The sequence below is a fragment of the Porphyromonas sp. oral taxon 275 genome (assembly GCF_018127745.1).
In the GTDB taxonomy this organism is placed as follows: Bacteria; Bacteroidota; Bacteroidia; order Bacteroidales; family Porphyromonadaceae; genus Porphyromonas.
Map to the genome: position 1 here is coordinate 18,819 of NZ_CP072333.1, position 26,314 is coordinate 45,132.

Sequence of the window (26,314 nt, forward strand, 5' to 3'; positions counted from 1 at the left end):
CGCTATTAGAGGGTTTAGAAGGACAGGCGAAGGCTCATCTCCACGCTGCGAGCGAAGGGATAGTCGAGCCCGCGCTCACGCTTGACCGTAGAGAGGTAGAAGAGGTCATTGGCCAGCAGCTCGACGCGTGCACGACGCATCAGCAGCTTCTTGACCCAGGGAGCGTCCGTCTCGTAGCCGAAGGAGAGCGAGCGCAGCGTCAGGAAGTGCTCGCGCTGGACGAAGCGGCTCGTCTGGTAGGGGCTGGAGGTATCGGCGATGTCGCGGTACTTCGCTACGTCCCCTGGCTGACGCCAGCGGTCGTTGAAGACACGCTTGTCGGCGTTGTAGGCGGGGTTGGCCCCCTCGACGCGGGAGGCTAGCGTGCCGTTGTAGACGACGGCACCGAAGGAGTAGCCGAAGCTAGCGTTGAGCGAGAAGCCCTTCCAGAAGAGGTAGGACGTCAGCGTCCCGTAGCCCAGCGGACTCGTGTCGCCGAAGACGCGGCGGTCATTGGGATCGTAGTTGAAGGTGTAGCTGCCGTCACGCTTGATATACACCTCGCGGCCCGTAGCAGGGTCGATGCCAGCGGAGGGCACGACCTTGAGCGCGGTGAGCGACTCGCCCTCCTCGTAGAGGGGCAGTGGCGTGGTGGAGCGCGTGCTCATCGAGTCGGCCTGGACGGCACGCTCGTTGATCTTGCGCAGCGCGTCACTGATCTTGCGCACCTTATTATTATTGTAGGAGTAGTTCAGCGAGAGGGACCACTGCAGGTCCTTGCCCTGGATGGGCACGACGCGCGTCTGGAACTCGATCCCCTTGTTCTCGATCTCCCCGACGTTCTCCTTAGCCGTGCCCCCCGACACCCCTACAGAGGGCGCCTTGGAGACATCCAGGAGGAGGTTATCGGTGAGCTTGCGGTAGACGTCGAGCGTCAGGTCCCAGCGGCTCTTGAAGAGCGTCAGGTCGATCCCCGTATTCATGCTGAGCGTACGCTCCCACTTGAGGTCGGGGTTCCCGATAGTGATGGGCACAGCGCCCGCACCGACCATGTAGTCAATCCCCTTATTATAGTCGTAGGTCGTCAGAGCCTGGTAGGGCTCGAAGGAGACGTTCCCTAGGTAGCCCATGCTGGCACGCAGCTTGAGCATCTGGACGTTCTTGTTGCCCTTGAAGAACTTCTCGTTGTGGAGGTTCCACCCAGCCCCGAGGGACCAGAAGGGCGCGAAGCGCTGGTTGCGGCCGAAGCGTGAGGAGCCCTCGTAGCGGTAGACGACGTCGACGGAGTAGCGGTTATCGTAGATCGCGTTCCCGTTGAAGAAGAAGCCGGCGCCACGTGCCTGTGCCTCGGAGCCCGAGGGGCGTGCGCCGCCGTCGTAGCCCAGACCATAGCGGGGGTGCCCCAGCTGGTCGGAGTAGAAGCCGCGCGTGGTGAAGCTGGAGTTGTCCGTCGTCGTACCCTCAAGGCTGGAGCCGAACATGCTCGTCACGTAGAGCTTGTCGAAGAAGGTCTCATTGTAGGACACCATCAGCTTGCCCAGGAAGCCGAGCGAGCGGTCCTGCGACTCCGTCAGCGAGCCGCGCTCCGCAATGGGACGACGGTAGAACTCCCCTGCCAGCGGCGAGCGGAAGCGGCGACGCAGCCCCGTGCCCGTGCTGAAGGAGAAGTCCCCATCGATGCGGAACTTGCCCGCCCACACCTGCAGCGTGGTCGTATTCAGCAGATCCATAGAGTTGCTCCTACTGAAGCTCGAGAGCGAGGCCTCGTAGAGCGGGTTGAACTGCGAGGGCGTGAAGCGCGGGATCAGATCCCCGTACTCGTCGTAGGGACTATTGTAGGGATTCTGACGGGAGAACTCAGAGAAGCTCCCGTAGTTGGGATCCTGGCTGGAGATCTTGTTGACCGTGAGGTTATTCGAGATGAAGAGGCGGTTGGGCTTATTGTAGGACAGCTTGAAGGCGCCCGAGATACGCTCACGCCCCGACTGCATCATCACCCCATCATCATTACTGTAGCGCAGCGTCAGGCCGTAGCGGACGAAGTTGTCTCCCCCCTCGGCGTTGAGGCTATGGGACTGAGAGACGCCCGTGCGCAGCGGCTTGGCCAGCCAGTTGGTATTGGTCCCCTGACGCACCTTGCGCAGCACCAGCTCGCGCTCATTGTCGAGACGCCACTGATGCTCGCCCCCTGCTCTATCGGTGTAGACGCCCGCCAGGTCCTCGTAGCGCAGCTTCTCCTCAGGACTGAGGAGGCTGTAGCCCGAGAGGTCGGGCACCGAGAGGCGGAGCGTCCCATTATAGTTGATGCGGATATTCCCCTGCGAGATGGGCTTGGTCGTGATGACGATGACACCCGCAGCCGCCTTAGACCCGTAGAGGGCGGAGGCCGAGGCATCCTTGAGCACCGTCACGGACTCGATGGTATTCATATCCATATCGTAGATGTAGTTGACATCCACGATGGCGCCGTCGACGACGAAGAGCGGGAGGTTGGCCGCGCCCGAGAAGGTCGCACGTCCACGCAGGTTCAGCTCGGGGCGCGCATTAGGGTCCGACCCGAGGTCATTGGAGGTGACGACCTGTAGCCCAGGAACGAAGGCCTCGAGGCTCTGCAGTACGTTCTTCGTGCCCATGGAGAGCAGGTCCTTGGCCTTGACGGTGGTCTGCGAGCCGGTGAAGCTACGCTTATCCTTCTTCGTGAAGCCCGTGACGACGACGCCCTCCAGTGTCTGGCTCTCGCTGTGCATGGTGATACGCTGCGGCGTACCGGCGACGAAGGTTACGGTCTGCGTCTTGTAGCTGATGTAGGAGAGGCGAAGGGTCTCCTTGCTGTTACGCGTGCGGAATTCGAAGCGTCCATTGACATCGGTGATGTAGCCGCCTTGCTGCCCTACGATCTGGACGGATACGCCGATCAGGGGCTGGCCTTGCTCATCGACGATCGTCCCGCTGATGACGCCATAGGTCGAGCTCTGACTCTGCTGCTGCGGTGTGGCACTGGGTGCGGGCATAGCTGCCGCCTGTGCCGTCAATACCGAGCTGGCGAGCCATGCTCCGGCGAAGAGTACGGTCGTTAGTCTCATGCGGTGAATGATTTTGCTGTGGACAAATGAGACGGGTGTGCGTTCTCTCTGTCTGCCTTGCGCCCCGCTGATGTACGCTCTACATGCACGGGCCTCCGGGCACACCCTGTTACCAAAATAAGCTAGAGTAGGATACTACTCAGAGCAAAGTTACTAAAAATAGGACGAAGTTCCCAGCGCTTGTCTACGAGCTCGCCCTCTTCCTGTCACGAGGGCAGCGATCCGCTACTGGAATAATCATTACAACGCCTCCTAGCTCCCTTTTGTTGCACCCCCGACCAAATGCAAAGCCGCCGCCCGACCTGTCCGTGGACAGATCAGGCGGCGGCTTGATTCGTACTCGGCCCCGCTTAGGAGCTTAGCGCCTACCCGTCAGATGTGGGCGGAGACGGGACGAGAGCTACGTGGGCTACCAGCGCTTCTTCTTGCTGCGAGGGCCTTCGTCGTAGCTGCGGGAGCGCTTGCCATAGCCACCGCCACGCTTGCCGTAGTCCTCATCGCGACGCCCCGCGGGCTTGTCGTAGTCACGGCGCTTGCTGGGGGCGCCGCGGCGCTCACGCTTACCGCCGCCCTCACCGACCTTGTCGGCATAGTCCACGACGATACGGCGGCCGTCTACCTCGTAGCTGCTCATGCTGTGGATGACCTCCGAGGCCTCATGCTCGTCGACCTCGAAGAAGGCGAAGCGAGGCAAGAGGTCGATCTTCCCGACCTTGACGCGGCCAGGGACACACTTGTTGATCAGCTCGATGAGCTTATTGGGGAACATGCGGTCCAGCTTACCGAAGTTGATGAAGAGACGCTTCATCCCCTCCTCGGCGACGGCATTGCGCTTGTCGCGCTTCTTGCCCTCACCGTCGCCCTGCAGGCGGCCGCGCTCATCGGCCTCCTCGATGGCCTCCTCCTGCTCATAGTAGTCGAGCATACGGCGGAACTCGAGGAGCATCACGCGCTTGAGTAGCTCCTCATGGTCGATCCACTCGAGCTTGCGTGCCAGCTCGGGCAGCAGTGCCTCGAGCGTAGCGTCCTCCGTCAGCTCGACGCGCTCGATGCGCTCCGCTAGGTGGAAGAGCTGCTTGCCGCAGATCTCCGCCCCTGTGGGCAGCGTCCTGCGCTCGATCGTAGCATGGGAGATGCGCTCGATGTCGCGCAGGCGACCACGCTCACGGCTGTGGCAGATGGCGATGGAGATCCCCATCTTGCCTGCGCGCGCCGTACGGCCGCTGCGGTGCGTGTAGCTCTCGATATCGTCGGGCAGACCGTAGTGGATGACGTGCGTCAGGTCGTTGACGTCGAGGCCGCGGGCGGCCACGTCGGTAGCAACGAGGAGCTGGAGGTTGCGGATGCGGAACTTCTGCATCACGTAGTCACGCTGCGCCTGCGAGAGCTCGCCGTGCAGCGCATCGGCATTGTAGCCGTCGCGGATCAGCTGGTCGGCGATCTCCTGGGTCTCCTTGCGCGTGCGGCAGAAGATGATCCCGTAGATGTCGGGGTAGTAGTCGGCGATGCGCTTGAGGGCAAGGTACTTGTGCCGCGCCGATACGACGTAGTAGTAGTGCTTGATGTTGGCGTTGCCCTGGTTCTTCGTCCCGACGATGATCTCCTTGGGCTGGTGCATGTAGGAGGCAGCGATGGAGCTGATCTCGCGGGGCATGGTCGCGGAGAAGAGCAGCAGGTGACGCTCCTCGGGCACCTGGCTGAGGATGGTCTGCAGGCTCTCGGAGAAGCCCATCGTGAGCATCTCGTCAGCCTCGTCGAGGACGACCGTATGCACCTCGTCCAGCGAAGCGGCGCCGCGCTCCATGAGGTCGATGAGGCGCCCAGGGGTAGCGACGATGACCTCTACCCCACGGCGGAGCGTGCGTATCTGCGCCTCGATCGAGGAGCCGCCATAGACGGGGAGGATACGCACGGAGGGGAGGTACTTGCTGTAGTCGGTGAGGTCGTCGGCGATCTGCAGGCAGAGCTCACGCGTAGGGCAGAGGACGAGGGCACGTGCTAGGCCCGAGGGCTTGCCGCCCTCAGTCTCGAGGCTACGAGCTACATTCTGCAGCAGCGGCAGGCCGAAGGCCGCCGTCTTACCCGTCCCCGTCTGGGCCAGGGCGATGAGGTCCATAGGCTCACCGAGGAGGTGCGGGATCACTGCCTCCTGCACGGGCATGGGCTGCTCGTAGCCCTTCTCGGCTACGGCGCGACAGATGGGAGCGGAGACTCCCAGGGATTCAAATGTCATTGGATGATGATCGAGTTACCTTGGGGGCTATCCGCACGCCGAGCGCACGGCTCCCCAAGCCGTCGTGTGTATCCCTGGTTCGCCTCCGACCCAGCGCGACACACGTCTATGAATAAATGAGTACTTGCCGAGGCTAGCGGATGCTAGGCCTTAGGCTGCTCGTCCTGCAGCTCGCGGCTCTTACCTCCCAGGTAGCCCCCATGGTGACGGAGCGAGTAGTCGTGGTAGGTGAAGCCTATCCGCTGCATGACGCTGACCACGAGGAGGTCGCCCAGCACGGTCATGACGGTCGTGCTGGTGGTGGGCGTCAGCCCGAGGGGACATACCTCACGAGGGTTGCCCGTGGAGAGGACGACGTCGACCTCTGCCGCCAGTGGGCTCTGGACATTGCCCGTGATGAGGATGAAGGGGAGGGAGGGGTGCATGCGGCGTGCCAGCTCGACGAGCTCCACGACCTCACGCGTCTTACCCGAGTTGCTGATCAGCAGCATCAGGTCGCCCGCGCAGACCATACCGAGGTCGCCATGCTGAGCCTCGCTGGGATGGAGGAAGTAGGCGGGCGTCCCTGTAGAGCTGAAGGTCGTGGCGATGTTGTGCGCGATCTGTCCCGCCTTGCCCATACCCGAGGTGATGAGCCGCCCCCCGCCACGATGTACACGCTCGAGGATGAGCGCGATGGCGGCCTCGTAATCATTGCTCTCGGGGATGGCACTCAGCGCAGCGATCTCCGCCTGGAGGATCTGCGCTATGGTATATTGCTGGGACATTGCTTCTCTTCTTCTCTGCTTCCGGGCTTAATAGCTGGACAAAGATACAGCTTTATCTCTAGAGCCTCATCTTGATCCGAGCTCGGCAGTGTGCCGACTAGGCGGAGGATGAGTCCCGAGGCGGCTAGGAAGGCTAAGCCCCGTACTCCTGCTGTGTCGAGGAGTACGGGGCTCAATCGAGGTTCCTAGCGGATTCGAACCGCTGTAAACGGTTTTGCAGACCGGCGCCTAACCACTCGGCCAAGGAACCCTAGTTCGCATTACTGCGCTGCAAAGTAACAACAAAAAAGCGACACGGACAAATATCGCCCGCCGCCCTCCCCCGCCCTCAGCAGCGCTCCCCCTCTAGGCTGGGACGCCGCACCGCCCAAGGGGGAGGGGCGCTGAGGGATATCCGTCAGCGCCCTGAGGGACGGCAGTCAGCGGCGTGAGGGATAGCAGTCAGCCCGCTGAGGGATATCCCTCACCGAAGGCGGGGCTAGGTCTCGCCTCAACTCATGCTGGGACAGGGCTCTATGGGGGTGCGGCGTGCCACTCGAGGAGTGCTATCGGGGGCGAGCTCGGGACCTCGTGGAGGCAGAGCTAGAGGGCGCGAGCGAAGGCTCATCGCAGGCGTGTGGGGACGTAGCGCGTATGCGGCGCACAGGACTGCGCAGAAACTACTATCTTTGCTTTACAAACTAATTTAATAAAGCTAACACAAAGACATTATGGAAAAGCCCTATGTGCTAGGCGTCGACATCGGCGGGACGAATACCGTCTTCGGTGTCGTCGATGCGCGCGGCAACGTCGTCGTCAGTGCCTCCATCAAGACCACGACGCACAATGACGTCGAGCTCTACCTCAACGACCTCACCGCTGGCCTCAACATGCTCATCGAGCAGGTCGGCGGCAAGGACAAGATCCGCGGGATCGGCGTCGGTGCCCCCAATGGCAACTACTTCACCGGCTCCATCGAGTTCGCCCCCAACCTCCCCTGGAAGGGTGTCCTCCCCCTAGCGAAGATGATCCAGGATCGCCTCGGCATCCCCGTAGCGCTGACCAACGACGCCAACGCCGCAGCCATCGGCGAGATGACCTACGGCGCAGCGCGTGGCATGAAGGACTTCATCGTCATCACCCTCGGCACGGGTGTCGGTAGCGGCATCGTCGTCGGTGGCCAGCTCGTCTACGGGCATGATGGCTTCGCAGGCGAACTGGGGCACATGATCGTGCGCCGCAATGGCCGCATGTGCGGCTGTGGTCGCCAGGGCTGCCTCGAGACCTACACCTCCGCCACGGGCGTAGCACGCACCGCTCGCGAGTACCTCACCATCCGCTCCGACGAGAGCCAGCTCCGTGCCCTCGACATCGACACGATCACGTCCAAGGATGTCTTCGACGCCGCCACCAACGGCGATGCGCTCGCCCTCGAGATCTTTGAGAGCACGGGCGCTATCCTCGGGGAGGCCTGCGCCGACTTCGTCACCTTCTCCTCGCCTGAGGCCATCATCTTCTTCGGCGGCCTCACCAAGGCGGGCGATCTCCTGATGAACCCCATCCGCCACCACATGGAGAAGAACCTCCTCAACGTCTACAAGGGCAAGACCAAGCTCCTCTTCTCGCAGCTCAAGGAAAGCGATGCCGCCGTCCTCGGCGCCAGCGCCCTCGGCTGGGAGGCTAAGGAGCTCGAGTAGTCCCCTAGCCTAAGCATAGAGAGCTCCACTGGAGGCGCCGAGTACGCCTCCGTGGAGCTCTCGCTATTCACCCCCATAGCACATAGGACGATGAAGCACCCTCTAGAGAGCTTCGGCTACTGCCCCCGCTGCGGCACTGCGGGGCTCGAGCATGTCCACGGGCGCGCCATACACTGCGCCGCCTGTGAGCTCACCTACTTCCACAATGTCGCGGCGGCCGTGGCCTGCTTCGTGCGGGACGCCGCGGGACGCCTGCTGGTCGTACGCCGCGGCCGTGAGCCGGCGAAGGGCACCCTAGACCTACCTGGGGGCTTCGTCGACCCGCTGGAGACCGTCGATGAGGCCGTGGCGCGCGAGCTACGCGAGGAGACGGGGCTGGAGCCGCTGAGACAGCGCCTGCTCTTCTCTCTACCGAACATCTACCCCTACTCGGGGGTGGAGGTCTATACGGCCGACCTCTTCTACGAGGTAGAGGTCGCCAGCCTCGAGGGCGCCGTGCCGATGGATGACGTCGCGGAGCTGGTCGTCGTCGCGCCCGAGGAGCTCCGCGCCGAGGACTTCGGCCTACAGTCCATACGTCAGGCCGTGGCACGCCTCGTCGCCGAGCCTGACCTACTTAGCCTCCGCTGATGCGCCTCGACCTCGAGCGCCTCAAGGGCTACGCGCCCCTCTGCTTCATCGCCACGGGGATCCTCCTCTGGCGGTGGACGGCGCCGCTCTCGGCGGTGCTGCCGTGGATCATCGCGGCGATGCTCTTTTTCGCCGTGCTGACGATGCCGCTGAGTCGGCTGCGTCCGCGGCGGGAGCACCTAGTGATCTACCTCATCCAGATGGGGCTGGGGGCGGTGCTCTATAGCCTGCTGCGGCTGTGGGATCACGAGGTGGGGCTGAGCCTACTGATGTGCTTCCTCGCGCCAGCTGCGACGGCGGCAGGGGCGATGACGAGCCTCATGGGGGGCGACACGGGCTTCGCCACGGCCTACACCCTCCTGACGCACGGGCTGATCTGCCTCGTGGCGCCCATCCTACTGCCCCTGCTGGAGCCGCAGGCCAGCGTCTCTTTCTGGGCGCTCTCGGCTCAAGTGGGGCTGCTGGTGGCACGTATGGTGCTGCTACCGATCGCGCTGGCGCAGCTGGTGCGCTACCTGATGGCGCGCCGCGGACGCCAGCCCCAGCCGCAGCGACGGCTCACCTATTGGCTCTGGCTGAGCTCGCTCATCTTCATCCTCGGCAAGGCTGTGGCCTTCGTCTCGGGGGGTATCGCGGAGGCCGACCTCGGGCGCCTAGTGGCCTCCTTCGCCGTGGGGCTGGCGGCCTGTGCCCTGCAGTTCAACCTCGGCCGTCTCCTCGGGCCGCGCCTCGGGGTGGATGTCGTAGCCTTCCGCCAGGCGATGGGGCAGAAGAATACCGCCCTAGTGCTCTGGCTCTGCATCGCCTTCCTCCCGCCCCTGGCCGCCCCTGGCATCGCAGGCTACATCGCCTGGCAGAACTTCTTCCTCAGCTACTACATGAGCAAGACGCGCCTCTAGCGCCCCCGCTCCGCCTCAAGGCCCAGCACTGCTCCCCTAATGCGGCAGCCCCGCTCCCCGAGTAGCCTCGCAGCGCTGCCACCACAGCCCCAGCACTTCCCCCCACCTCTCCTTCGACAGCCCTAGATACAGCGAGCGCCCCACGATCACGAGGATCGTGGGGCGCTCGGCTTTAGTTAGAGGGTTAGGCCCAGGTGGAGCTTACTTCTTGGCGCAAGCATCGAGGAGCACCTTGACGGTCTCGATCTCGAGGCTGTGTGCAGCACCCGTGTTGCCGATCGTACCGCTCATGTAGGCTACCTGCGTGTCCTCCTTGATGAGGCCAGAGGCGATGAAGCTCTTGATGCCAGCAGCCAGACGCTCGCACTCGCAGTTGGTCTCGCCAGCGTAGTGCGCCGTCACGCCGTAGCTGAGGGCCAGCTGACGGGAGAGCGTAGCATCGTAGCAGACAGCGCAGACGGGTACCGTAGCACGGAAGCTCGAGAGGTAGCGCGCCGTACGGCCAGAGAAGCTGTCGGTGATGATGGCCTCGGTGTTGATGTCGCGGACGCTACGTACAGCCTGCTTGGCCAGGAAGGCCGTCGTGGTGCTGACTTCCTTGGAGTAGGGCACTTCATCGTCGTAGTTGAGCGCCAGGTCAGCCTCTGCCTTGCGTACGATACGCGCCATGGTCTGTACAGCCTCGAGGGGGTACTTACCGTTGGCCGTTTCGCCCGAGAGCATGACGGCGTCGGTGCGGTAGTAGACGGCGTTGGCGATGTCGCTGACCTCTGCGCGGGTGGGCAGGGGATTGTCGATCATCGTGTGGAGCATCTGCGTAGCGACGATGACGGGCTTCTTGGCATCGACACACTTCTTGATGATCATGCGCTGGATGCCGGGCACTTCTTCTGCGGGGACTTCGATAGCGAGGTCACCGCGAGCGATCATGATACCGGCGCAGTTCTCGATGATCTCATCGATGTTGTCGACACCTTCCTGGTTCTCGATCTTGGCGATGATCTGAACCTTGCTCTGGTACTCGTCGAGGATCGTCTGGATCTCAGCGATGTCCTTCTTGTTGCGGACGAAGGAGTGCGCGATGAAGTCGATGTCGTGATTCTTGAGGCAGTGCAGGATGTTGTTGCGGTCCTTCTCGGTCAGCGAGGGCAGGTCGATGCGGACGCCGGGGACGTTGACACTCTTGCGGCTGCCGAGCTTACCGTTGTTCTGGCAGGTAGCGAAGAGCTTGTCGCCTTCCTTCTTCTCTACGTCGAAGGCAAGGGCACCGTCGTCGACGAGGATACGTGCGCCGACGGGGACATCCTTAACGAAGTTCACGTAGTTGACATTGATCGTCTCGTTGTTGGTCTTAGCCTCGGGGTTCGCCATGAAGACGACCTTATCCCCAGCCTTGAACTCGCGCTTGACCTCGGAGTCCCCTTCGAGGACGGTCGTACGTACCTCGGGACCCTTGGTGTCGAGCAGGACTGCTACGTTGGGCGAGACAGCGCGCGTGTTGTTGATGACGCGCGAGATGCCTTCGAAATTCATGTGTGCCGTGTTCATACGCACGACATTGACACCAGCCTCTACGAGGGGACGGATAAACTCTACGTCACAACGCAGGTCGGAGATGGTGGCTACGATCTTAGTTCTCTTCATAATTCCTATATAATATATGGGTTTGCTGTGGCTGTGCTGTGCCCTTAGGCTCTAGGGCTAAGTAGCGGGATGAGGGCCTCGATACCGAGGCGGTAGACATCCATGCCGAGTCCCGTGATGACCCCACGACAGGCGGGGGCGATGAGGGAGCTCTGGCGTATGGGCTCGCGCTGATAGACTTGCGAGAGGTGCACCTCGATCGCGGGGAGCTCGGTCGCGCGCAGGGCGTCAGCTAGGGCTAGGGAGGTGTGGGTATAGGCGCCAGCGTTGAGTACGATGCCCGAGACATGCTGATCCTGGAGCTCGTAGAGGCGCTCTATGAGGCTGCCCTCATGGTGGGACTGGAAGTAGGTCAAGCGAAGGCGCTCGTCGTAAGCCGTGTGAAGGCGCTCCAGGCAATCCTCCATCGTCTCTCGACCATAGATAGCAGGTTCCCGCAGCCCTAGCCTAGCGAGGTTAGGGCCGTTAATGATCTCTATCCACATCAGTTCCTTCGAGACGGTATCCATTGACTTCTTATCTTTGCAAAGATAATTAAAAATAAGCAGCCCCTATAGTGTCACAGGATCTACGCGCTAAGTACCTCGGCTACCTACGCTTCGAGCTCAGCCTCTCGGACAATACCTGCGCTGCCTATCTGGCAGATGTAGACAAGCTCCTCGGGTGGATGGAGCGTGAAGCGCTACCGCTGGAGCAGCTCGACTACAGCCAGCTCCAGCACTTCGTCGCCCAGCTCTATGACCTAGGCATACACCCTAATTCGATCGCCCGCGTCATCTCGGGCGTGCGGAGCTTCGGCCGCTGGCTGGAGCTGGAGGGCTACGTCGCAGCCGACCCCACGACGCTGCTTGAGGTGCCGCGCAAGGGGCGCTACCTGCCCACCGTGCTTACGACCGAGGAGGTCGACCGCATCATCGAGGCCGCACGCAGCCGAGGCGGCATCGAGGGCCTGCGCAATGCCGCCTTCATCGAGCTCCTCTTCAGCTGCGGGCTACGCGTGAGCGAAGCCTGCCACCTACGCTTCGCCGACACCTTCCTCGACGAGGGCTACATACGCGTGCTGGGCAAGGGGAGCAAGCAGCGTCTGGTACCGCTGAGCGACTCCGCCATCCGTGAGCTGCGGCGCTATCTGGTGCATCCCGACCGCCCGACGCCCAAGCGCGGCGAGGAGGAGTACATCTTCCTAAGCGCCCGTGGCAAGGCCATCTCGCGCATCACGGTCTTCGTCTACATCAAGGAGGCCGCGGCCGCGGCGGGCGTCGAGAAGAACATCAGCCCGCACACCTTCCGCCACAGCTTCGCCACGGCGCTGCTGGAGGGCGGCGCAGGGCTCCAAGCCATCCAGCTGCTCCTCGGGCATGAGGATGTCGCCACCACGGAGATCTACACCCATATCGACCGCACGCGTCTGCGCGAGCAGGTCGAGCGCTACCACCCGCGCAACCAGCAGCCCAAGGACTAAGCCCGCCACGGGGCACATCCCCGCCCGTCTCACAAGGCTACCCTCCTCACTGGCTCCACTGCCCTCTCCCTCCCTTAGCAGCGCGACCAAAACCCTATCCAAGCCTTGCGCCACCTCTTTGCGAAGTCATTCCCTTACTAGGGCGAAGTGCATGCAGCGCCTCGCCTTAGCCTGCGGCGTCTATCCTTCGGCCTCCCCCGCATCTTCCCCTTCGCCTCTCCCGCCCCAAGGCGCGATCCAGCTCCCATAATTGTGGGGGCTCCGTCCAACCTATCCTTCAGCTTGCTGACCGATAACCCTCGCGGCGCTGACTGACGTCCTTCAGCTCGCCGATAGGCGTCCTTCAGAGAGCTGACTGCTATCCCTCAGCTCCGCTGGGGCTAGGTCGCAGCGAAGCCCCGCCCTTAGCCCATCCTCCCCTCCGGCCGAGCCGCGCCGAGTACTCCGCCGCTGGGTAGCCCCGTCGCTCCTTAGAGAGAGCCTGCAGTCTGCTCCCTGCTGGGCGTGAGTGAAGGGTGCAGGGAAGGGGCTTTTTTGCCTGTGATTTGGAGGCACGCGAAATAGTTCTTATCTTTGCACTCGCAAAGCATAAACGCGGCCTTGCATTAAGGATTGGCTCCGTAGCTCAACTGAATAGAGCATCTGACTACGGATCAGAAGGTTACAGGTTTGAATCCTGTCGGAGTCACTCTCCTAGTGTCGGGACGCCCTGCCGAGCAAAGGGTTCCGTAGCTCAACTGAATAGAGCATCTGACTACGGATCAGAAGGTTACAGGTTTGAATCCTGTCGGGATCACTAGCGACCCCAGTCACGAGCGTGGCTGGGGTCGCTTTTGTGTTATTTCTGTGCTTGCCCCTCTAGGCTCCTCTTACCTTATATAGGCTGCCGGTCCCGCGGTGGATATGCTTGCCATATGCTCCCCGTGGAACAGAGGCGTAGCATAGCTGGGGGATTAAAATTCAAGGGATTTGACTATTTTTAACCTTTGTTGTATCTTTGTGAGCAAGGGGGCAGAGTGGGGGTTCTTTGGGACACTAACCTCGATGGGCTTATAGACGCTAGGCTCACTGCTCCAGTCTGTCTGTATAGCTTGTGCTGCACCTAAGCTCTAAAATAGTATAGGGCGCAGCAATTTCTCGCTACAATGTACCCTCTGCTTCGAGGGGCACAAATGCTAATGCCGCGTGCGTTTGATAGGTTACGCGGAGAATTTATTAACAACATAAGAACAAAAAGGAAGAACAGTATGAAGAAACTCATGCTAATTATGGCTGGGGCTCTGGTCTCGCTCTCTGCTTGCTCGAAGAGCGCTGATGAGCCTGTAGCACAGCCGCAGAATCAAAATACCGCAGAGCAGGAAACGATCACGCTCCACATTGAAGGCGAGCGCGAGGATGTCGTCGTCAAGGACCAGGAAGGTCGTGCTCTGAATCTCAAGGCAACCATCGGAGGCCCTCATAACGAGCTGCTCAAGGGCGTTACGGTCGAGGATTCGGAGGACGTCCCAGGCGTTATCTACCTCTATAATGATAAGGGCTTTAAGAATTCTGAGTCTGTCAATGGCCTCGCTCGCCAAGTCACCTTCAAGGTGAAGGGGAATAAGGTGACCTTCTACGGGAAGCTCGCTACGGGTCGTCTTCAGCCAGGGGACCTTCCCTTCAATAAGGCAAGCATTTACCTCGGTGGGTACATCAAGGACCAGTCCATCGAGAAGCCTGGGATCGTCGATACTCGTGGAGGCGGGGTGTACTACTCCTTCCCTCATAAAGCTCTACGCACGGAGCCTGGGATGGATCTCTCCAAGCTTTATCCCCTGTTCACCAGCTACAATGTAGATGTCAATCCAGGGACTAAGAAAGGGGCTCGCGACTACTACAGCACGGGGCACCGCTTCAGGCTCTATGGCCAGTTCGTATCCGTCCGCTGCCGTATGACCAACGGGCGAAGCGTCGAGGCTCGATATAATGGCTTCGCTGTACGAGGCTATGGTATCCTGGGCTTACGACTGGATGCTCCTGCTCCTAATGCCAAAGCTAACCTCAATAATCGTCCCGTCCTCCGCGTAGCGGTGGCCTCTAGTGGCAGTAAGGAAGGGACCTTCGTAGGCTTCAGTGATAGTAAGACCTATTACATCAAGGGTAATGGTGAGGCTCCCTATCTGAATAGAGGGGACGATCAGAAGAGCAAGTCGGATGCAGCCTATACGCTCTATCTCTTCCCCGGGGTCGAGCCCTATGGGGGGATCCGCATGGCCTATGGCAATGTGCGTACGAATATCTTCCTGAGCCAGGGCAGCTACCAGAACCGTCCCTACTACTGGGGCCTTGATGAGGCCGGTAAGGAAATAGGCCGTCGCGTGAAGGACACTACCCCTGGGAAGTTCCACAACATCCTTCTGGTAGTCGGTAAGTAGTACGATAACGCAAAGAAGAACAGACGATGAACAAGATACAGAAAGAGCTTTACCAGGCTCCCGAGCTCAGCAAGATCGAGCTCAACAACGACCTAAGCATCCTACTCTCCTTCTCTGTAGATGGCTCTATCGACCCCATTGAGGAGGGTGTAGAGGATACCTACTGGAGCGTCAATAATTGGTAGGACGCGCTCTGTGTAGTCTACACAGATATCCCTCGCCTCGCTTGTGAGAGGCACCCGATAGCGCCCACGCTGCTCCGAGTCACGGACTCGGGCAGCGTGGGCGCTCTGCTTGGTGCCAGCCCCTTTGTAGGGGCGTCTGCCCTAGAAGCTTGGGGGTGCTCCCTGCCTGCCCCTAGGCTGTGCGCTGTGAGGCACTGCTGAGGAATATCGGTCGACGTATCGACAAGCTCTTCCTTCCAACAGAGCAAAAGGCCTCCGTCCCCATAAGGATCTCCACGATGTGCCCCACGGCCGCTTAAGGGGTCGCCCCTGTAGGGCTTCTTTGCCTGGAGGGCTGACTAACCCAGGGTTTGGTCGCCCTTGCAGGGCTACGCACCCTGGGCTCTGGGGAGGGGTCGCCCCTATAGGGGCTTGCGCGGCCATTGGGGTTTGCGGGGCGGTTGGGGGTTGCGCCGCCCCTGTAGGGCTTCTTTGCATGGGGGCTGACTAACCCAGGGTTTGGTCGCCCTTACAGGGCTACGCACCCTGGGCTTTGGAAAGGGTCGCCCCTATAGGGGCTTGCGCGGCCGTCGGGGTAAGCCCGACAGCCTTATAAGGGCGACCCCCAAAGCGGCTCTTTTAATGCTGTGTTGAGTGAGGTGAGGCATTACGATCTCGGTGATGCGCTCCTTGGCCAGTTGCCTGGCGGCTGGGTAAGCCCCAGCGGGGCGACCCTTTCCAAAGCCCAGGGTGCGTAGCCCTGCAAGGGCGACCAAACCCTGGGTTAGTTCGTGCCGACAATCCCGAAGCCCTGCAGGGGCAACCCACGGAGCGGTCCTTATTCCACAGCACGGCCCTTTTACCCTTGTGTAGTGCGGGGTGAGGCATTACGATCTCGGAGGTTGCGCTCCTTGGCTAGTTGCCTGGCTGCGGGGCAAGCCCCAGCGGGGCGACCCTTTCCAGAGCCCAGGGTGCGTAGCCCTGCAAGGGCGACCAAACCCTGGGTTCGTCCGTGCCCACAATCCTAGAGCCCTGCAGGGGCGACCCACAGGAGCGCACGTGCAGCCGTTCGCTGTGGGTTGTTTTATCCCTCAGTGCCCTCGGGGCAAAGAGCTTAGGGTGGGTGATCACGATATTTACTACCTTTGACAGGCACATCCTACGTCTAGTACCCTTATGAGCCAATCATTAGCACCTATCTATATACACCTAGTCTTTCATGTGGCTAGTAGCTCACCCTTTGTTCGAAGAGAGGAGGAAGAACGGTTGCACCTCTACCTCCGCCCCTTGCTGGAGAGCTTGGATTGCAGTCCTATCGCTATAGGTGGCATGCCCGACCACCTGCATCTCCTTTTTCGCCTGAGTAAGAATAAGGCCATCTCTGAAGTGGTGCGCGAGGTCAAGAGTAGCTCGGGGCGCTGGCTTAAGCGGTTAGACCCCTATTATGCGTCCTTTGCTTGGCAGGCAGGCTATGGGGCGTTCTCCGTGTCGGCCTCGGTCTTGGAGGCAACGCGCTGCTATGTGGTGCAGCAGAAGCAACACCACGAGCGCTGGACGACTGTGGAGGAGCTGAAGCGCCTCCTTGAGCTATATGGCGAGACCTATGACTTGCGCTACCTGCTTCGGGATTGAGTATCCCCAGGGTTTGGAAGGGTCGCCCCTGTAGGGCTTCTTTGTATGGAGGGCTGACTAACCCAGGGTTTGGTCGCCCTTGCAGGGCTACGCACCCTGGGCTTTGGAAAGGGTCGCCCCTATAGGGGCTTGCGCGGCCGTCGGGGTAAGCCTGACAGCCTTATAAGGGCGACCCCCAAAGCGGCTCTTTCAATGCTGTGTTGAGTGAGGTGAGGTATTACGATCTCGGAGGTTGAGCTCCTTGGCTAGTTGTCCACTAGCTGCGGGGTAAGCCCCAGCGGGGCGACCCTTTCCAGAGCCCAGGGTGCGTAGCCCTGCAAGGGCGACCAAACCCTGGGTTCGCCCGTACCCACAATTCCGAAGCCCTGCAGGGGCGACCCACAGCGCGGCTCTTTGCCACAGCACGGCCCTTTCGCACAGCACGGCCCTTTTCCACAGCACGGCCCTTTTCCACAGAGCGGCCCTTTCCTATAGAGCGGCCTTTTTATCCCGTGTAGTGCGGGGTAAGGTATTATGCCCCGATAGTCGAGCTCCTTGGCCAGTTGCCTGGCGGCGGGGCAAGCCCCAGCGGGGCGACCCTTTCCAGAGCCCAGGGTGCGTAGCCCTGCAAGGGCGACCAAACCCTGGGTTCGCCCGTGCCCACAATCCCGAAGCCCTGCAGGGGCGACCCACAGAGCGGCCCTTTCCCACAGAGCGGCCCTTTTATCCTTGTGTAGTGCGGGATAAGGTATTATGCCCCGATAGTCGAGCTCCTTGACCAGTTGCCTGGTGGCGGGGCAAGCCCCAGCGGGGCGACCCTTTCCAAAGCCCAGGGTGCGTAGCCCTGCAAGGGCGACCAAACCCTGGGTTCGTCCGTGTCCACAATCCCGAAGCCCTGCAGGGGCGACCCGCAGAGCGGCTCTTTGCCACAGTAGGCCCTTTTCCACAGAGCGGCCCTTCCCTATAGCACGGCCCTTTTATCCCGTGTAGTGCGGGGTGAGGTATTGCGATCTCGAAGGTTGCACTCCTTGTCCCGGAGGTTGCACTCCTTGTCCCGGAGGTTGCGCTCCTTGGCTAGTTGCCTGGCGGCGGGGCAAGCCCCAGCGGGGCGATCCTTTCCAGAGCCCAGGGTGCGTAGCCCTGCAAGGGCGACCAAACCCTGGGTTCGTCCGTGCCCACAATCCTAGAGCCCTACAGGGGCGACCCCAAAGCGGCCCTTTCGTCCTCGTGGCGTGTGGGGTAATGTGGTATGCCCCGATGCCCAAGACTTGGGGCTAGCCTGTCGGCGGCGGGGTAAGCCCCAGCGGGGCGACCCTTTCCAGAGCCCAGGGTGCGTAGCCCTGCAAGGGCGACCAAACCCTGGGTTCGCCCGTGCCCACAATTATAGAAGCCCTACAGGGGCGACCCTTGCCAAAGCCCTCTAATTGCGACACAAACCCTGTGGGCGCAGCGGAGGGGTAGCCCTCGGCGGCGTGACGGACAGCAGTCAGGGCGCTGAGGGATACCAGTGGGGGCGCTGAGGGACGGCAGTCAGCGCCGTGAGGGATATCCCTCATGGGGGCTCCCCTAGGCTCGCCAGCGCACTCCCGCAGGCCTCGGCCTCCGTCAGCCCTTTTGGGGAGCGCGCTGGAGGGTGGCTGTGGGCGGGTGCATGTTCTTTGTGAGCCCGGTGGCGAGGAGACTGTGAGGGCTAGGAATGCCCCCTTGCGACGGGTTTGCGAATACTTGCGGCGTGCTTGTGGAGGCTTGGGGCTGTCCTTCTCGCTGCACCCGCTGGGCGGGAGGCCTCACGAGAGGGCCTGTACCCCTAGTGCACTGGTATTTTGGCCGCTATCTGTGGCCTTGGAATAGCCCTAGGAGCGGTACTTGGGCGGTCGGGGATACAATGTATTAATTTTTGTTGTATCTTTGTAGCCGATAAGAGCGCTTAGGTTCATGGTAATTATCCCCAAGGGGATGGTAGAGTCTGGCATCTGGCGAAGGGTATCCCTATAGTGGAATATAGGCGTTAGCCCCTAGCCCCACCTCCTCCTAGCAGTATATGATTAGGGGTAACAAGCAACGCTGATCACCCTCTCCCGATGGAGCGACCTCTACCTTGGCGCTATATTACTAACGTTTTATATAGTAAAGAATGAAAAAGATTTTCATGACGCTCGCAGCTGTCGGTCTCTTCTTCTCCTGCTCTAAGGAGAACGCCGAGCCCCAGCTCCAGCCATCGACGCAGCAGGGGCAGGAGACGCCTGCCATTGAGGCCGTCGACCCTAATACCCCTGGTGCTATTCGTCTGAGCCTCGATGCAGATGTCGAGCCCTTCGCAGTCGGTAGCGGTGCCTTCGTCGGCGAAGATGCTGGGCAGGGTGCCCGTGCGACGGAGGCTATCGTCGGTGGTCCTAATATCAACAGCGCGATCTCCTATCACATCACCCCAGAGGCAGATGGGAAGGTGCCTGTAGTGCTGTATCTCTATGGCTCGGAGGGTATCGTCCCCATCGGTGCACGTGCCACGGTAACTAAGGAGGGTAAGGGCGTAAGCCTCTCCCTCGGGGTGCTGCTTAACTCCACCTCTGGGACGCTGAAGAAGTTTGCCGATAAGAAGATGAATGGTGTGAAGCTGGCCTTTATCATCGGGCACGATGCGCAGTGGGTCAATAATGTCCCCTACTTCACGAACAAGGGCGCTAGACTCATCACGTATAAGGCTGGTCAGAAGGTAACCCTTGGTGACAACTACATCATGCTGAAGGCTACGGATATTCCCCTGAAGTACGATGCTACCTCGAAGTCAGTCGTGCCCACTAAGCCGGTGACCCTCGGGATGCAGGGCTACCTCATCGGGGCACGCTTCCGTAACCGCTTCCCCGCGAAGATGTACAAGTACCTTTGGGACAAGCCCAGCTCGGATCCCTATGCTACTGGCCCTACTGGCAAGGAGAAGTACGCCTCGCCCAAATATGCTGAGGTCATCAATCGCCCTCCCCTCGATATCATGTTCCGTGTCGACAACCTCTCTGCGACATATAAGACGAAGATCTCCTATAGCACGAGCAACGGCGAGTTCAGTATCGGGCGAGATCTGGAGAGCACTAGCGCTAATATCCTCAGCAAGCGTGTGATGAGCCCTGGCTTTAAGAAAGGTCCGGGTAAGGCGCACGGGAACGGTGGGAACGAAACCTTCCTGGATGCTACCAGCGCAGGGGTCTTCTATGTCCCCGTGGGCTCGGCTCCTAGCGATACGCAGTTCTCCGAAGGGGAGCAGTTCGTGATCGTCTACTGCCCTAACCCCCATGATACGGGGAGTATCGCCTACAGATCTCCTAAGAAGCTCTTCTACGATGGCTCGCCCTTCTCGCAGATGGAGGGTACCTGGAATGATATAGGCACGCGCATTGTATTCCATGGGCTCGCCAATGACAAGAACTCCTTCATCAAGGTCCAGAATACTCCTACCAGCCCAAGCAATAATAAGCACGAGATCCGACGCAAGAGTGCCGACAATAAGTTCTACTTCGTCACCTTCACGATCGAGTCTAATCGTATGGATTCGGGCTCAGCCTTCTGGAGTAGCAATAGAGGCATTATGTTCCCTCTCTATGACGCGGCTCTCAAGCAGTACAAGATCAAGAAGTAGTATCACCATCAAGACAGCATAAGAAGATGAAAAGAGAATATAAGCAGGCCTACGAGGCTCCTACCGTAGAGAGCTTCGAGCTCAGACAGGCCCTGACTGTACTGGATACGTTCTCCTTCGACACCACCTCAGAGGATCCCTCCTACGGTGGTAATGACTGGGGTGATCTACGCCAGCAGAATTGGGGCGAGAACCGACCTGGCTATCCTACAGACTACTAAACCCCCGCACCTCGCTAGACGAGGAAATCACCAGAGCGCCCACGCTGCGCCGAGTCATGGACTCGGGCGGCGTGGGCGCTCCGCTTTGTGGGCGGAGTATTCGGGGGGAATGTGAGTGGGGTGGCGAAGGTAGGGGGGCACCGCCGCCGTCGGGGGGTGCGTGACGGTTGGGGGATTGTGCGGCGGTTGAGGGGTGTGCGGCGGTTGGGGGTGGTGTGGTGGTTGGGGGTTGTGTGGCGGTTGGTGTTCCCAGGGTTTGGTCGCCCTTGCAGGGCTGCGCACCCTGGGCTTTGGAGAGGGTCGCCCCTATAGGGGCTTACGCGACGGTTGGGGTTTGTGCGGCGGTTGGGGGTTATGCGGCGGTTGGGCTTGCACAGCGGTTCGGGTTTCCCAGGGTTTGGTCGCCCTTTCAGGGCTGCGCACCCTGGGCTTTGAGGAGGGTTGCCCCTATAGGGGCTTGCGTGGCTGTCGGGGGTTGTGCGGCGGTTGGGGCTTGTGCAGTGATTGGGGGTGTGCGGCTGTTGGGCTTGCACAGCGGTTGGTGTTCCCAGGGTTTGGTCGCCCTTGCAGGGCTGCGCACCCTGGGCTTTGGGAAGGGTCGCCCCTATAGGGGCTTGCGTGGCTGTCGGGGCTTGTGTGGTGGTTGGGGCTTGTGCAGTGATTGGGGGTGTGCGGCGGTTGGGGGTTGTGTGGCGGTTGGTGTTCCCAGGGTTTGGTCGCCCTTTCAGGGCTGCGCACCCTGGGCTTTGGGAAGGGTCGCCCTTATAGGGGCTTACGCGGCTGTCGGGGGGTGTGCGGTGATTGGGGTTTGTGCAGTGATTGGGGGGGGCGGCGGTTGGGGTTGTGCGGCGGTTGGTGTTCCCAGGGTTTGGTCACCCTTTCAGGGCTGCGCACCCTGGGCTTTGAGAAGGGTCGCCCCTATAGGGGCTTGCGCAGCCACCCGAGGAGTGTCCTAATCCTAGTCTCCCCTTGGTGGGGTATAAATCCCTCCTCATGCCAGCAAGCGGAGATGTCGGCACCCCGTCAGCGGTACGTGGTCCGCCAGCGGGTACGTGGTTTGCTTCTATAATCAGGTAAACTATAAGGGTCGCCAACTTTTGACGGCGGCGCGAGCCCCAGCGGGGCGACCCTCTTCAAAGCCCAGGGTGCGCAGCCCTGAAAGGGCGACCAAACCCTGGGGGCTTTCGACGGCGGCGGCGCGAGCCCCAGCGGGGCGATCCTTTTCAAAGCCCAGGGTGCGTAGCCCTGCAAGGGCGACCAAACCCTGGAGGCTTTTGACGGCGGGGCAAGCCCCAGCGGGGCGATCCTTTTCAGAGCCCAGGGTGCGCAGCCCTGAAAGGGCGACCAAACCCTGGGGGCTTTTGACGGCGGCGCGAGCCCCAGCGGGGCGATCCTTTTCAAAGCCCAGGGTGCGCAGCCCTGAAAGGGCGACCAAACCCTGGGGGCTTTTGACGGCGGCGCGAGCCCCAGCGGGGCGACCCTTCTCAAAGCCCAGGGTGCGCAGCCCTGAAAGGGCGACCAAACCCTGGGGGCTTTTGACGGCGGCGCGAGCCCCAGCGGGGTGACCCTCTTCAAAGCCCAGGGTGCGCAGCCCTGCAAGGGCGACCAAACCCTGGGGGCTTTCGCCGACGGCGGCGCGAGCCCCAGCGGGGCGATCCTTTTCAAAGCCCAGGGTGCGTAGCCCTGCAAGGGCGACCAAACCCTGGGGGCGCCCATGCCCCAATCCTAGAGCCCTACAGGGGCGACCCTAGAAACGGGGCTCGGGGCACGGCCTCGCGCGCGTGTACCTATTATATAGGGGGTGGGGGCGGGGCTCTCGGCAAAGCGTCGTACCTTTGTGGGCACAGAGCAAAGCAATAACGCAACTTGATCCTAGATACTCAATGCATCAGTCCTACCGAATGATCGCCAAGACGCTCCAGGCCCTGGAGCCCGTCCTGGCCCAAGAACTCATCGCCCTCGGCGCCGAGGAGGTGGAGGAAGGCCGCCGTATGGTCTCCTTCCGCGGCGATCGGGCCCTCCTCTATCGCGCCAACTATCAGCTGCGTACGGCGCTGCGCGTGCTGCTGCCGCTGGCGAGCTTCCGCGCCCGTACCCCCGATGAGCTCTATGAGGCGCTGCGCCGCCTCGACTGGCGCCAGTGGATGCGACCGACGGATACCTTCGCCTTCGACGCGGTGGTCTACTCCGACACCTTCACCCACAGCCGCTATGTAGGCTACCGAGCCAAGGACGCGCTGGTGGACTACTTCATGGAGCAGGAGGGGACGCGCCCAGGGGTGCGCCTCGACAATCCTGACCTGCGCTTCCACATCCATATCGCGCAGGAGGAGGTGACGCTGGCGCTGGACAGCTCGGGCGAGAGCCTGCACAAGCGCGGCTGGCGCGCCGCCCAGACCGAGGCCCCGATGAGCGAAGTGCTTGCCGCGGGCATCCTGCGTCTGGCGGGCTGGGAGGGACAGTGCGACTTCATCGACCCTATGTGCGGGTCGGGGACGCTGCTCATCGAGGCGGCACTCATCGCCCGCGGTATCGCCCCGGGGAGCTATGGCCGTAGCTTCGCCTTCCAGCGCTGGCACGACTATGATGCCGAGCTCTTCCGTCAGATCCAGGAGGAGGCCAAGGCGCAGCAGCGCCCCTTCGACCACCATATCTACGGCTCGGACGTAGCGATCTCGGCCGTGCAGATCGCGCGGCACAACGTGCGTCTGGCGGGGCTGGAGGACGTGATCCACGTGGAACATCGCGCCCTCGAGGACTGCCCTACACCTGCCGAGCCTGCGCTGCTGGTTACCAATCCGCCCTATGGCGAGCGCCTCAGACTGCGTGAGGGCGACGCGCTCTACAGCATGATCGGCGAGCGACTGAAGCATAACTACCCTGGCTGCACGGCCTGGATCATCACCGATAAGGCGGAGCACTTCGCCAAGATCGGCCTGCGTCCCTCGGCGCGCTACCAGCTGCTGAACGGTGCGCTGGAGTGCGAGCTGCGCGGCTACGAGCTCTTCGCGGGCAAGAAGTCGGAGCAGCAGGGGGAGGACGGCGAGGAGCGCCGCACGCCGCGCATCGAGCGTCGAGAGCGTCGTCCGCGTCCTGCTGGCGAGCGCCGCTTCGACGGGGACAAGCCGCGTCGTGCCTTTGATGGCGAGCGTCGGGAGCGCCGCTTCGACGGGGACAAGCCCCGCCGCGCCTTCGATGGGGATCGCCGAGAGCACCGCTTCGACGGGGACAAGCCCCGCCGCGCCTTCGATGGGGATCGCCGAGAGCACCGCTTCGACGGGGACAAGCCCCGCCGCGCCTTTGATGATGGCGAGCGTCGGGAGCGCCGCTTCGATGGGGATAAGCCTCGCCGCGCCTTTGACGGCGAGCGTCGGGAGCGCCGCTTTGACGGGGACAAGCCTCGCCGCGCCTTTGACGGCGAGCGTCGAGAGCGCCGCTTCGACGGGGACAAGCCCCGCCGCGCCTTTGATGGCGAGCGTCGGGAGCGCCGCTTTGATGGGGATAAGCCCCGCCGTGCCGAAGGGCAGCTGTGGCCCAATGACCGCTTCCGCTACCGCGATGAAGCGGGGCGCGAGCGCCTCAGGAGCAAGCGCCCCACACGTCTGCAGCACTTCTCGGCCGACGAGGAGGACTAGGGCGCGGCGCCTTAGCCTCCCCGCAGCGTGCCCGGCCGTCCTGCGCCCGCTAGACCCCGACTAAGTACACCTAACAAGACTATAGACCTATGCGTAGACCATTCCTAAGCCTCCTGGTGGGGGCACTGGTCAGCCTCAGTGCGCAGGCTGACGGCGGTATGTGGCTGATGGAGCAGCTGAGCCAGAAGTACAGCAGCCTCGCCGCTCGTGGCCTCCAGATGAAGGAGTACGACCTATACAACCCCAACGGCACTTCGCTCAAGGATGCCGTCGTCAGCTTCGACGGCGGCTGTACGGGCGAGGTCATCTCCTCGCAGGGCCTCGTGCTGACCAATCATCACTGCGGCTATGATGCCATCCAGCAGCTCAGCAGTGTGGAGCACAACTACCTCGAGCAGGGCTACTGGGCGCGGACGCTCCAGGACGAGCTGCCCGCACGCGGTGTCGTGGTGACCTTCATCGACAAGATCGAGGACGTCACGGCCTTTGTCCAGGGGCAGCTCCGTCAGCTCAAGGGCGGCACGGGCATGGAGTTCCTCTCGCCTAGCTACCTCAACGGCCTGGCGCGCCGCCACTACAGCGAGCGCTACCAGCGAGGGCAGCAGGGGATCGAGCTGGAGATCAAGCCCTTCTACAACGGGAATAAGTACCTGCTCTTCGTCAAGAAGGTCTATTCGGACATCCGCTTCGTCGGGGCACCGCCCAGCGCGGTGGGTAAGTTCGGTGCCGACACGGACAACTGGAGCTATCCCCGCCATACGGGGGACTTCAGCCTCTTCCGTATCTACGCTGATGCCAACGGCAACCCCGCGCCCTACTCGGAGCAGAACGTGCCGCTGCGTCCGCGCCGCTGGTTCGACATCTCGACCGCAGGGGTGCAGGAGGGGGACTTCGCCATGATCATGGGCTTCCCTGGGCGCACCAATCAGTACGCCCTGCCGAGCGAGATCACCGAGTGGCGCGACATCGACAATACGATACGCATACGTATGCGTGGGCTCAGGCAGGAGGTGATGCTCCGCGAGATGCTCGCCGATCCCAAGACCAACATCATGTACGCGGCGAAGTACGCCCGCTCGCAGAACGGCTACAAGCGTGCCATCGGGGCGAACTGGGGCGTCTCGCGCCCCGACTTCCTCCGCCGATCCGAGGAGCTGCGCTCCGAGGTCGAGCGCTGGGCCTCAGGGCAGCGCGACCGCAAGAAGGGTAAGGTCTACCTCGACGGGATCGCCCGTATCGAGCAGGCCGTGGCCGAGCGCGCGGCACTGCGCCGCCAGCTGTGGTGGCTGGACGAAGGCCTCTGGCAGGGCATCGAGGCGATGCAGGCCCCAGGGGTAGACCTGCCGCTGATGAGTCTGGAGCGCAGCTTCCGCAGCTACTGCAATAAGGACTATTCGCCCGCGGTGGATGCCAAGATCGCCAAGGTGCTCCTCGCCGAGTACTGCCGTCAGGTAGCGCGTGCCGACTGGCCCGAGGAGCTGGCCCGAGGCTTGGCGCGCTACGGCAGCGTCGAGGCCTATGTAGACGCGGTCTATGCTGGGACGCGCTTCACCAAGGAGGAGGGCTTCGCGAGCTTCACGGCTCTGCCCGCTGCTGAGCAGGCGAAGGTCCTCGAGACGGATCCGCTGGCACGCCTGGCGACCTCGGTGCGCAGCAAGATGCGCCAGCTCCAGAAGGCGCTGCAGCCCTTCGATAGCCAGATCAGCCAGGGACGTCGCGACTACCTCGCTGGGCTGGGCCTGGCGCGTGCAGCTCAGGGCGGCGCGGGGCTGATGGACTATATGGCCGATGCCAACAGCACGCTACGCTTCACCTACGGCCAGATCCAGGGCTACAGCCCCCGCGATGGGGTGCGCTACACGGTGCCCACGACGCTGCAGGGGGTGATGCAGAAGGAGGACAGCACGAGCTGGGAGTTCGTCGTCCCCGAGCGGCTCAAGGAGATCTACCGCACCCAGAGCTACGGGGCGGGCAAGCGCTGGGCCTCGAAGCAGGCCGATGGCAGCTATGTGATGCCCGTGAACTTCACCGCGACGACGCACACCACGGGCGGGAACTCCGGTAGCCCTGTCTTCAATGCCAAGGGGCAGCTCATCGGCATCAACTTCGACCGCAACTGGGAGGGCGTCGCTGGCGACATCCAGTACCTGCCCTCCTACCAGCGCAGTATCATCTGTGATATCCGCTACGTGCTGCTGATCATCGATGAGCTGGGCGGTGCCCGCCGTCTCATCGACGAGCTGAGCCTCGTCCCCTAGCGCGCTC

Annotated in this window: 16 protein-coding genes and 3 tRNA genes; 13 read left to right on the forward strand and 6 right to left on the reverse strand. The window is 61.9% G+C overall.

From position 1 onward, the window contains the following. Nucleotides 1–14: 14 nt before the first annotated feature. The 4 genes from J4862_RS00090 to J4862_RS00105 all read right to left on the reverse strand — a co-directional run bounded on the left by J4862_RS00090 (nt 15) and on the right by J4862_RS00105 (nt 6,312). A complete protein-coding gene (locus J4862_RS00090) occupies nt 15–3,062 on the reverse strand; it encodes a SusC/RagA family TonB-linked outer membrane protein (protein ID WP_211788725.1) in 3,048 nt (1,015 codons plus the stop codon). A 409-nt stretch (nt 3,063–3,471) separates the two neighbouring features. Further along, a complete protein-coding gene (locus J4862_RS00095; RefSeq protein WP_211788726.1) occupies nt 3,472–5,295 on the reverse strand; it encodes a DEAD/DEAH box helicase in 1,824 nt (607 codons plus the stop codon). Between the two features lie 143 nt (nt 5,296–5,438). Further along, nucleotides 5,439–6,062 carry an SIS domain-containing protein gene (locus tag J4862_RS00100; protein ID WP_211788727.1) on the reverse strand — a complete coding sequence of 208 codons (624 nt, stop codon included), beginning with the start codon at nt 6,060–6,062 and terminating at the stop codon, nt 5,439–5,441. 179 nt (nt 6,063–6,241) lie between these two features. Beyond that, nucleotides 6,242–6,312: transfer RNA gene (locus J4862_RS00105), tRNA-Cys, on the reverse strand. A gap of 460 nt (nt 6,313–6,772) precedes the next feature. On the opposite strand from J4862_RS00105, the gene J4862_RS00110 reads away from it, so the two are divergent. The 3 genes from J4862_RS00110 to J4862_RS00120 all read left to right on the forward strand — a co-directional run bounded on the left by J4862_RS00110 (nt 6,773) and on the right by J4862_RS00120 (nt 9,267). Then, nucleotides 6,773–7,738, forward strand: coding sequence for an ROK family protein (locus J4862_RS00110; RefSeq protein WP_211788728.1), 966 nt, complete (start codon nt 6,773–6,775; stop codon nt 7,736–7,738). Between the two features lie 90 nt (nt 7,739–7,828). Then, nucleotides 7,829–8,368 carry an NUDIX domain-containing protein gene (locus tag J4862_RS00115; protein WP_211788729.1) on the forward strand — a complete coding sequence of 180 codons (540 nt, stop codon included), beginning with the start codon at nt 7,829–7,831 and terminating at the stop codon, nt 8,366–8,368. After that, nucleotides 8,368–9,267 carry a sodium Bile acid symporter family protein gene (locus J4862_RS00120; protein WP_211788730.1) on the forward strand — a complete coding sequence of 300 codons (900 nt, stop codon included), beginning with the start codon at nt 8,368–8,370 and terminating at the stop codon, nt 9,265–9,267. The genes J4862_RS00115 and J4862_RS00120 overlap by 1 nt, the downstream gene beginning before the upstream one ends. Nucleotides 9,268–9,468: 201 nt before the next feature. On the opposite strand, the gene pyk is transcribed toward J4862_RS00120, so the two are convergent. Beyond that, nucleotides 9,469–10,911, reverse strand: coding sequence for a pyruvate kinase (gene pyk, locus J4862_RS00125; protein WP_211788731.1), 1,443 nt, complete (start codon nt 10,909–10,911; stop codon nt 9,469–9,471). A 44-nt stretch (nt 10,912–10,955) separates the two neighbouring features. Then, nucleotides 10,956–11,420 (reverse strand): type II 3-dehydroquinate dehydratase, encoded by a 465-nt coding sequence (locus tag J4862_RS00130; RefSeq protein ID WP_249107424.1) that lies wholly within the window; start codon nt 11,418–11,420, stop codon nt 10,956–10,958. Between the two features lie 44 nt (nt 11,421–11,464). Between J4862_RS00130 and J4862_RS00135 the strand changes: the two genes are divergently transcribed. From J4862_RS00135 to J4862_RS00180, 10 genes are all read left to right on the forward strand, one after another. Continuing rightward, nucleotides 11,465–12,373, forward strand: a complete 909-nt coding sequence (locus J4862_RS00135; RefSeq protein WP_211789512.1) for a tyrosine recombinase — start codon at nt 11,465–11,467, stop codon at nt 12,371–12,373. A 614-nt stretch (nt 12,374–12,987) separates the two neighbouring features. Continuing rightward, nucleotides 12,988–13,061: transfer RNA gene (locus tag J4862_RS00140), tRNA-Arg, on the forward strand. A 34-nt stretch (nt 13,062–13,095) separates the two neighbouring features. Beyond that, a tRNA-Arg gene (locus tag J4862_RS00145) sits at nt 13,096–13,169 on the forward strand. Nucleotides 13,170–13,620: 451 nt separating this feature from the next. After that, nucleotides 13,621–14,787 carry a hypothetical protein gene (locus J4862_RS00150; protein WP_211788732.1) on the forward strand — a complete coding sequence of 389 codons (1,167 nt, stop codon included), beginning with the start codon at nt 13,621–13,623 and terminating at the stop codon, nt 14,785–14,787. Nucleotides 14,788–14,813: 26 nt separating this feature from the next. Beyond that, nucleotides 14,814–14,972: a hypothetical protein gene (locus J4862_RS00155; protein WP_211788733.1), complete on the forward strand. Its 159-nt coding sequence runs from the start codon at nt 14,814–14,816 to the stop codon at nt 14,970–14,972. A gap of 1,155 nt (nt 14,973–16,127) precedes the next feature. Further along, nucleotides 16,128–16,583, forward strand: a complete 456-nt coding sequence (locus J4862_RS00160) for a transposase (RefSeq protein ID WP_211788734.1) — start codon at nt 16,128–16,130, stop codon at nt 16,581–16,583. Between the two features lie 2,113 nt (nt 16,584–18,696). Continuing rightward, nucleotides 18,697–20,193: a hypothetical protein gene (locus tag J4862_RS00165; RefSeq protein WP_211788735.1), complete on the forward strand. Its 1,497-nt coding sequence runs from the start codon at nt 18,697–18,699 to the stop codon at nt 20,191–20,193. 26 nt (nt 20,194–20,219) lie between these two features. Next, complete coding sequence (locus tag J4862_RS00170; RefSeq protein WP_211788736.1) at nt 20,220–20,414, forward strand: hypothetical protein; 195 nt, start codon at nt 20,220–20,222, stop codon at nt 20,412–20,414. A 1,883-nt stretch (nt 20,415–22,297) separates the two neighbouring features. Next, nucleotides 22,298–24,049 carry a THUMP domain-containing protein gene (locus tag J4862_RS00175; RefSeq protein WP_249107425.1) on the forward strand — a complete coding sequence of 584 codons (1,752 nt, stop codon included), beginning with the start codon at nt 22,298–22,300 and terminating at the stop codon, nt 24,047–24,049. Between the two features lie 89 nt (nt 24,050–24,138). Further along, complete coding sequence (locus tag J4862_RS00180; protein ID WP_211788737.1) at nt 24,139–26,307, forward strand: S46 family peptidase; 2,169 nt, start codon at nt 24,139–24,141, stop codon at nt 26,305–26,307. Nucleotides 26,308–26,314 lie beyond the last annotated feature (7 nt).

What these genes read in the sequence shown, in the direction of transcription:
- J4862_RS00090 (WP_211788725.1), bottom strand. Translation starts at nt 3,062, where the DNA reads ATGAGACTAACGACCGTACTCTTCGCCGGAGCATGGCTCGCCAGCTCG.
- J4862_RS00095 (WP_211788726.1), bottom strand. Translation starts at nt 5,295, where the DNA reads ATGACATTTGAATCCCTGGGAGTCTCCGCTCCCATCTGTCGCGCCGTA.
- J4862_RS00100 (WP_211788727.1), bottom strand. Translation starts at nt 6,062, where the DNA reads ATGTCCCAGCAATATACCATAGCGCAGATCCTCCAGGCGGAGATCGCT.
- J4862_RS00110 (WP_211788728.1), top strand. Translation starts at nt 6,773, where the DNA reads ATGGAAAAGCCCTATGTGCTAGGCGTCGACATCGGCGGGACGAATACC.
- J4862_RS00115 (WP_211788729.1), top strand. Translation starts at nt 7,829, where the DNA reads ATGAAGCACCCTCTAGAGAGCTTCGGCTACTGCCCCCGCTGCGGCACT.
- J4862_RS00120 (WP_211788730.1), top strand. Translation starts at nt 8,368, where the DNA reads ATGCGCCTCGACCTCGAGCGCCTCAAGGGCTACGCGCCCCTCTGCTTC.
- pyk (WP_211788731.1), bottom strand. Translation starts at nt 10,911, where the DNA reads ATGAAGAGAACTAAGATCGTAGCCACCATCTCCGACCTGCGTTGTGAC.
- J4862_RS00130 (WP_249107424.1), bottom strand. Translation starts at nt 11,420, where the DNA reads ATGGATACCGTCTCGAAGGAACTGATGTGGATAGAGATCATTAACGGC.
- J4862_RS00150 (WP_211788732.1), top strand. Translation starts at nt 13,621, where the DNA reads ATGAAGAAACTCATGCTAATTATGGCTGGGGCTCTGGTCTCGCTCTCT.
- J4862_RS00155 (WP_211788733.1), top strand. Translation starts at nt 14,814, where the DNA reads ATGAACAAGATACAGAAAGAGCTTTACCAGGCTCCCGAGCTCAGCAAG.
- J4862_RS00160 (WP_211788734.1), top strand. Translation starts at nt 16,128, where the DNA reads ATGAGCCAATCATTAGCACCTATCTATATACACCTAGTCTTTCATGTG.
- J4862_RS00165 (WP_211788735.1), top strand. Translation starts at nt 18,697, where the DNA reads ATGAAAAAGATTTTCATGACGCTCGCAGCTGTCGGTCTCTTCTTCTCC.
- J4862_RS00170 (WP_211788736.1), top strand. Translation starts at nt 20,220, where the DNA reads ATGAAAAGAGAATATAAGCAGGCCTACGAGGCTCCTACCGTAGAGAGC.
- J4862_RS00175 (WP_249107425.1), top strand. Translation starts at nt 22,298, where the DNA reads ATGCATCAGTCCTACCGAATGATCGCCAAGACGCTCCAGGCCCTGGAG.
- J4862_RS00180 (WP_211788737.1), top strand. Translation starts at nt 24,139, where the DNA reads ATGCGTAGACCATTCCTAAGCCTCCTGGTGGGGGCACTGGTCAGCCTC.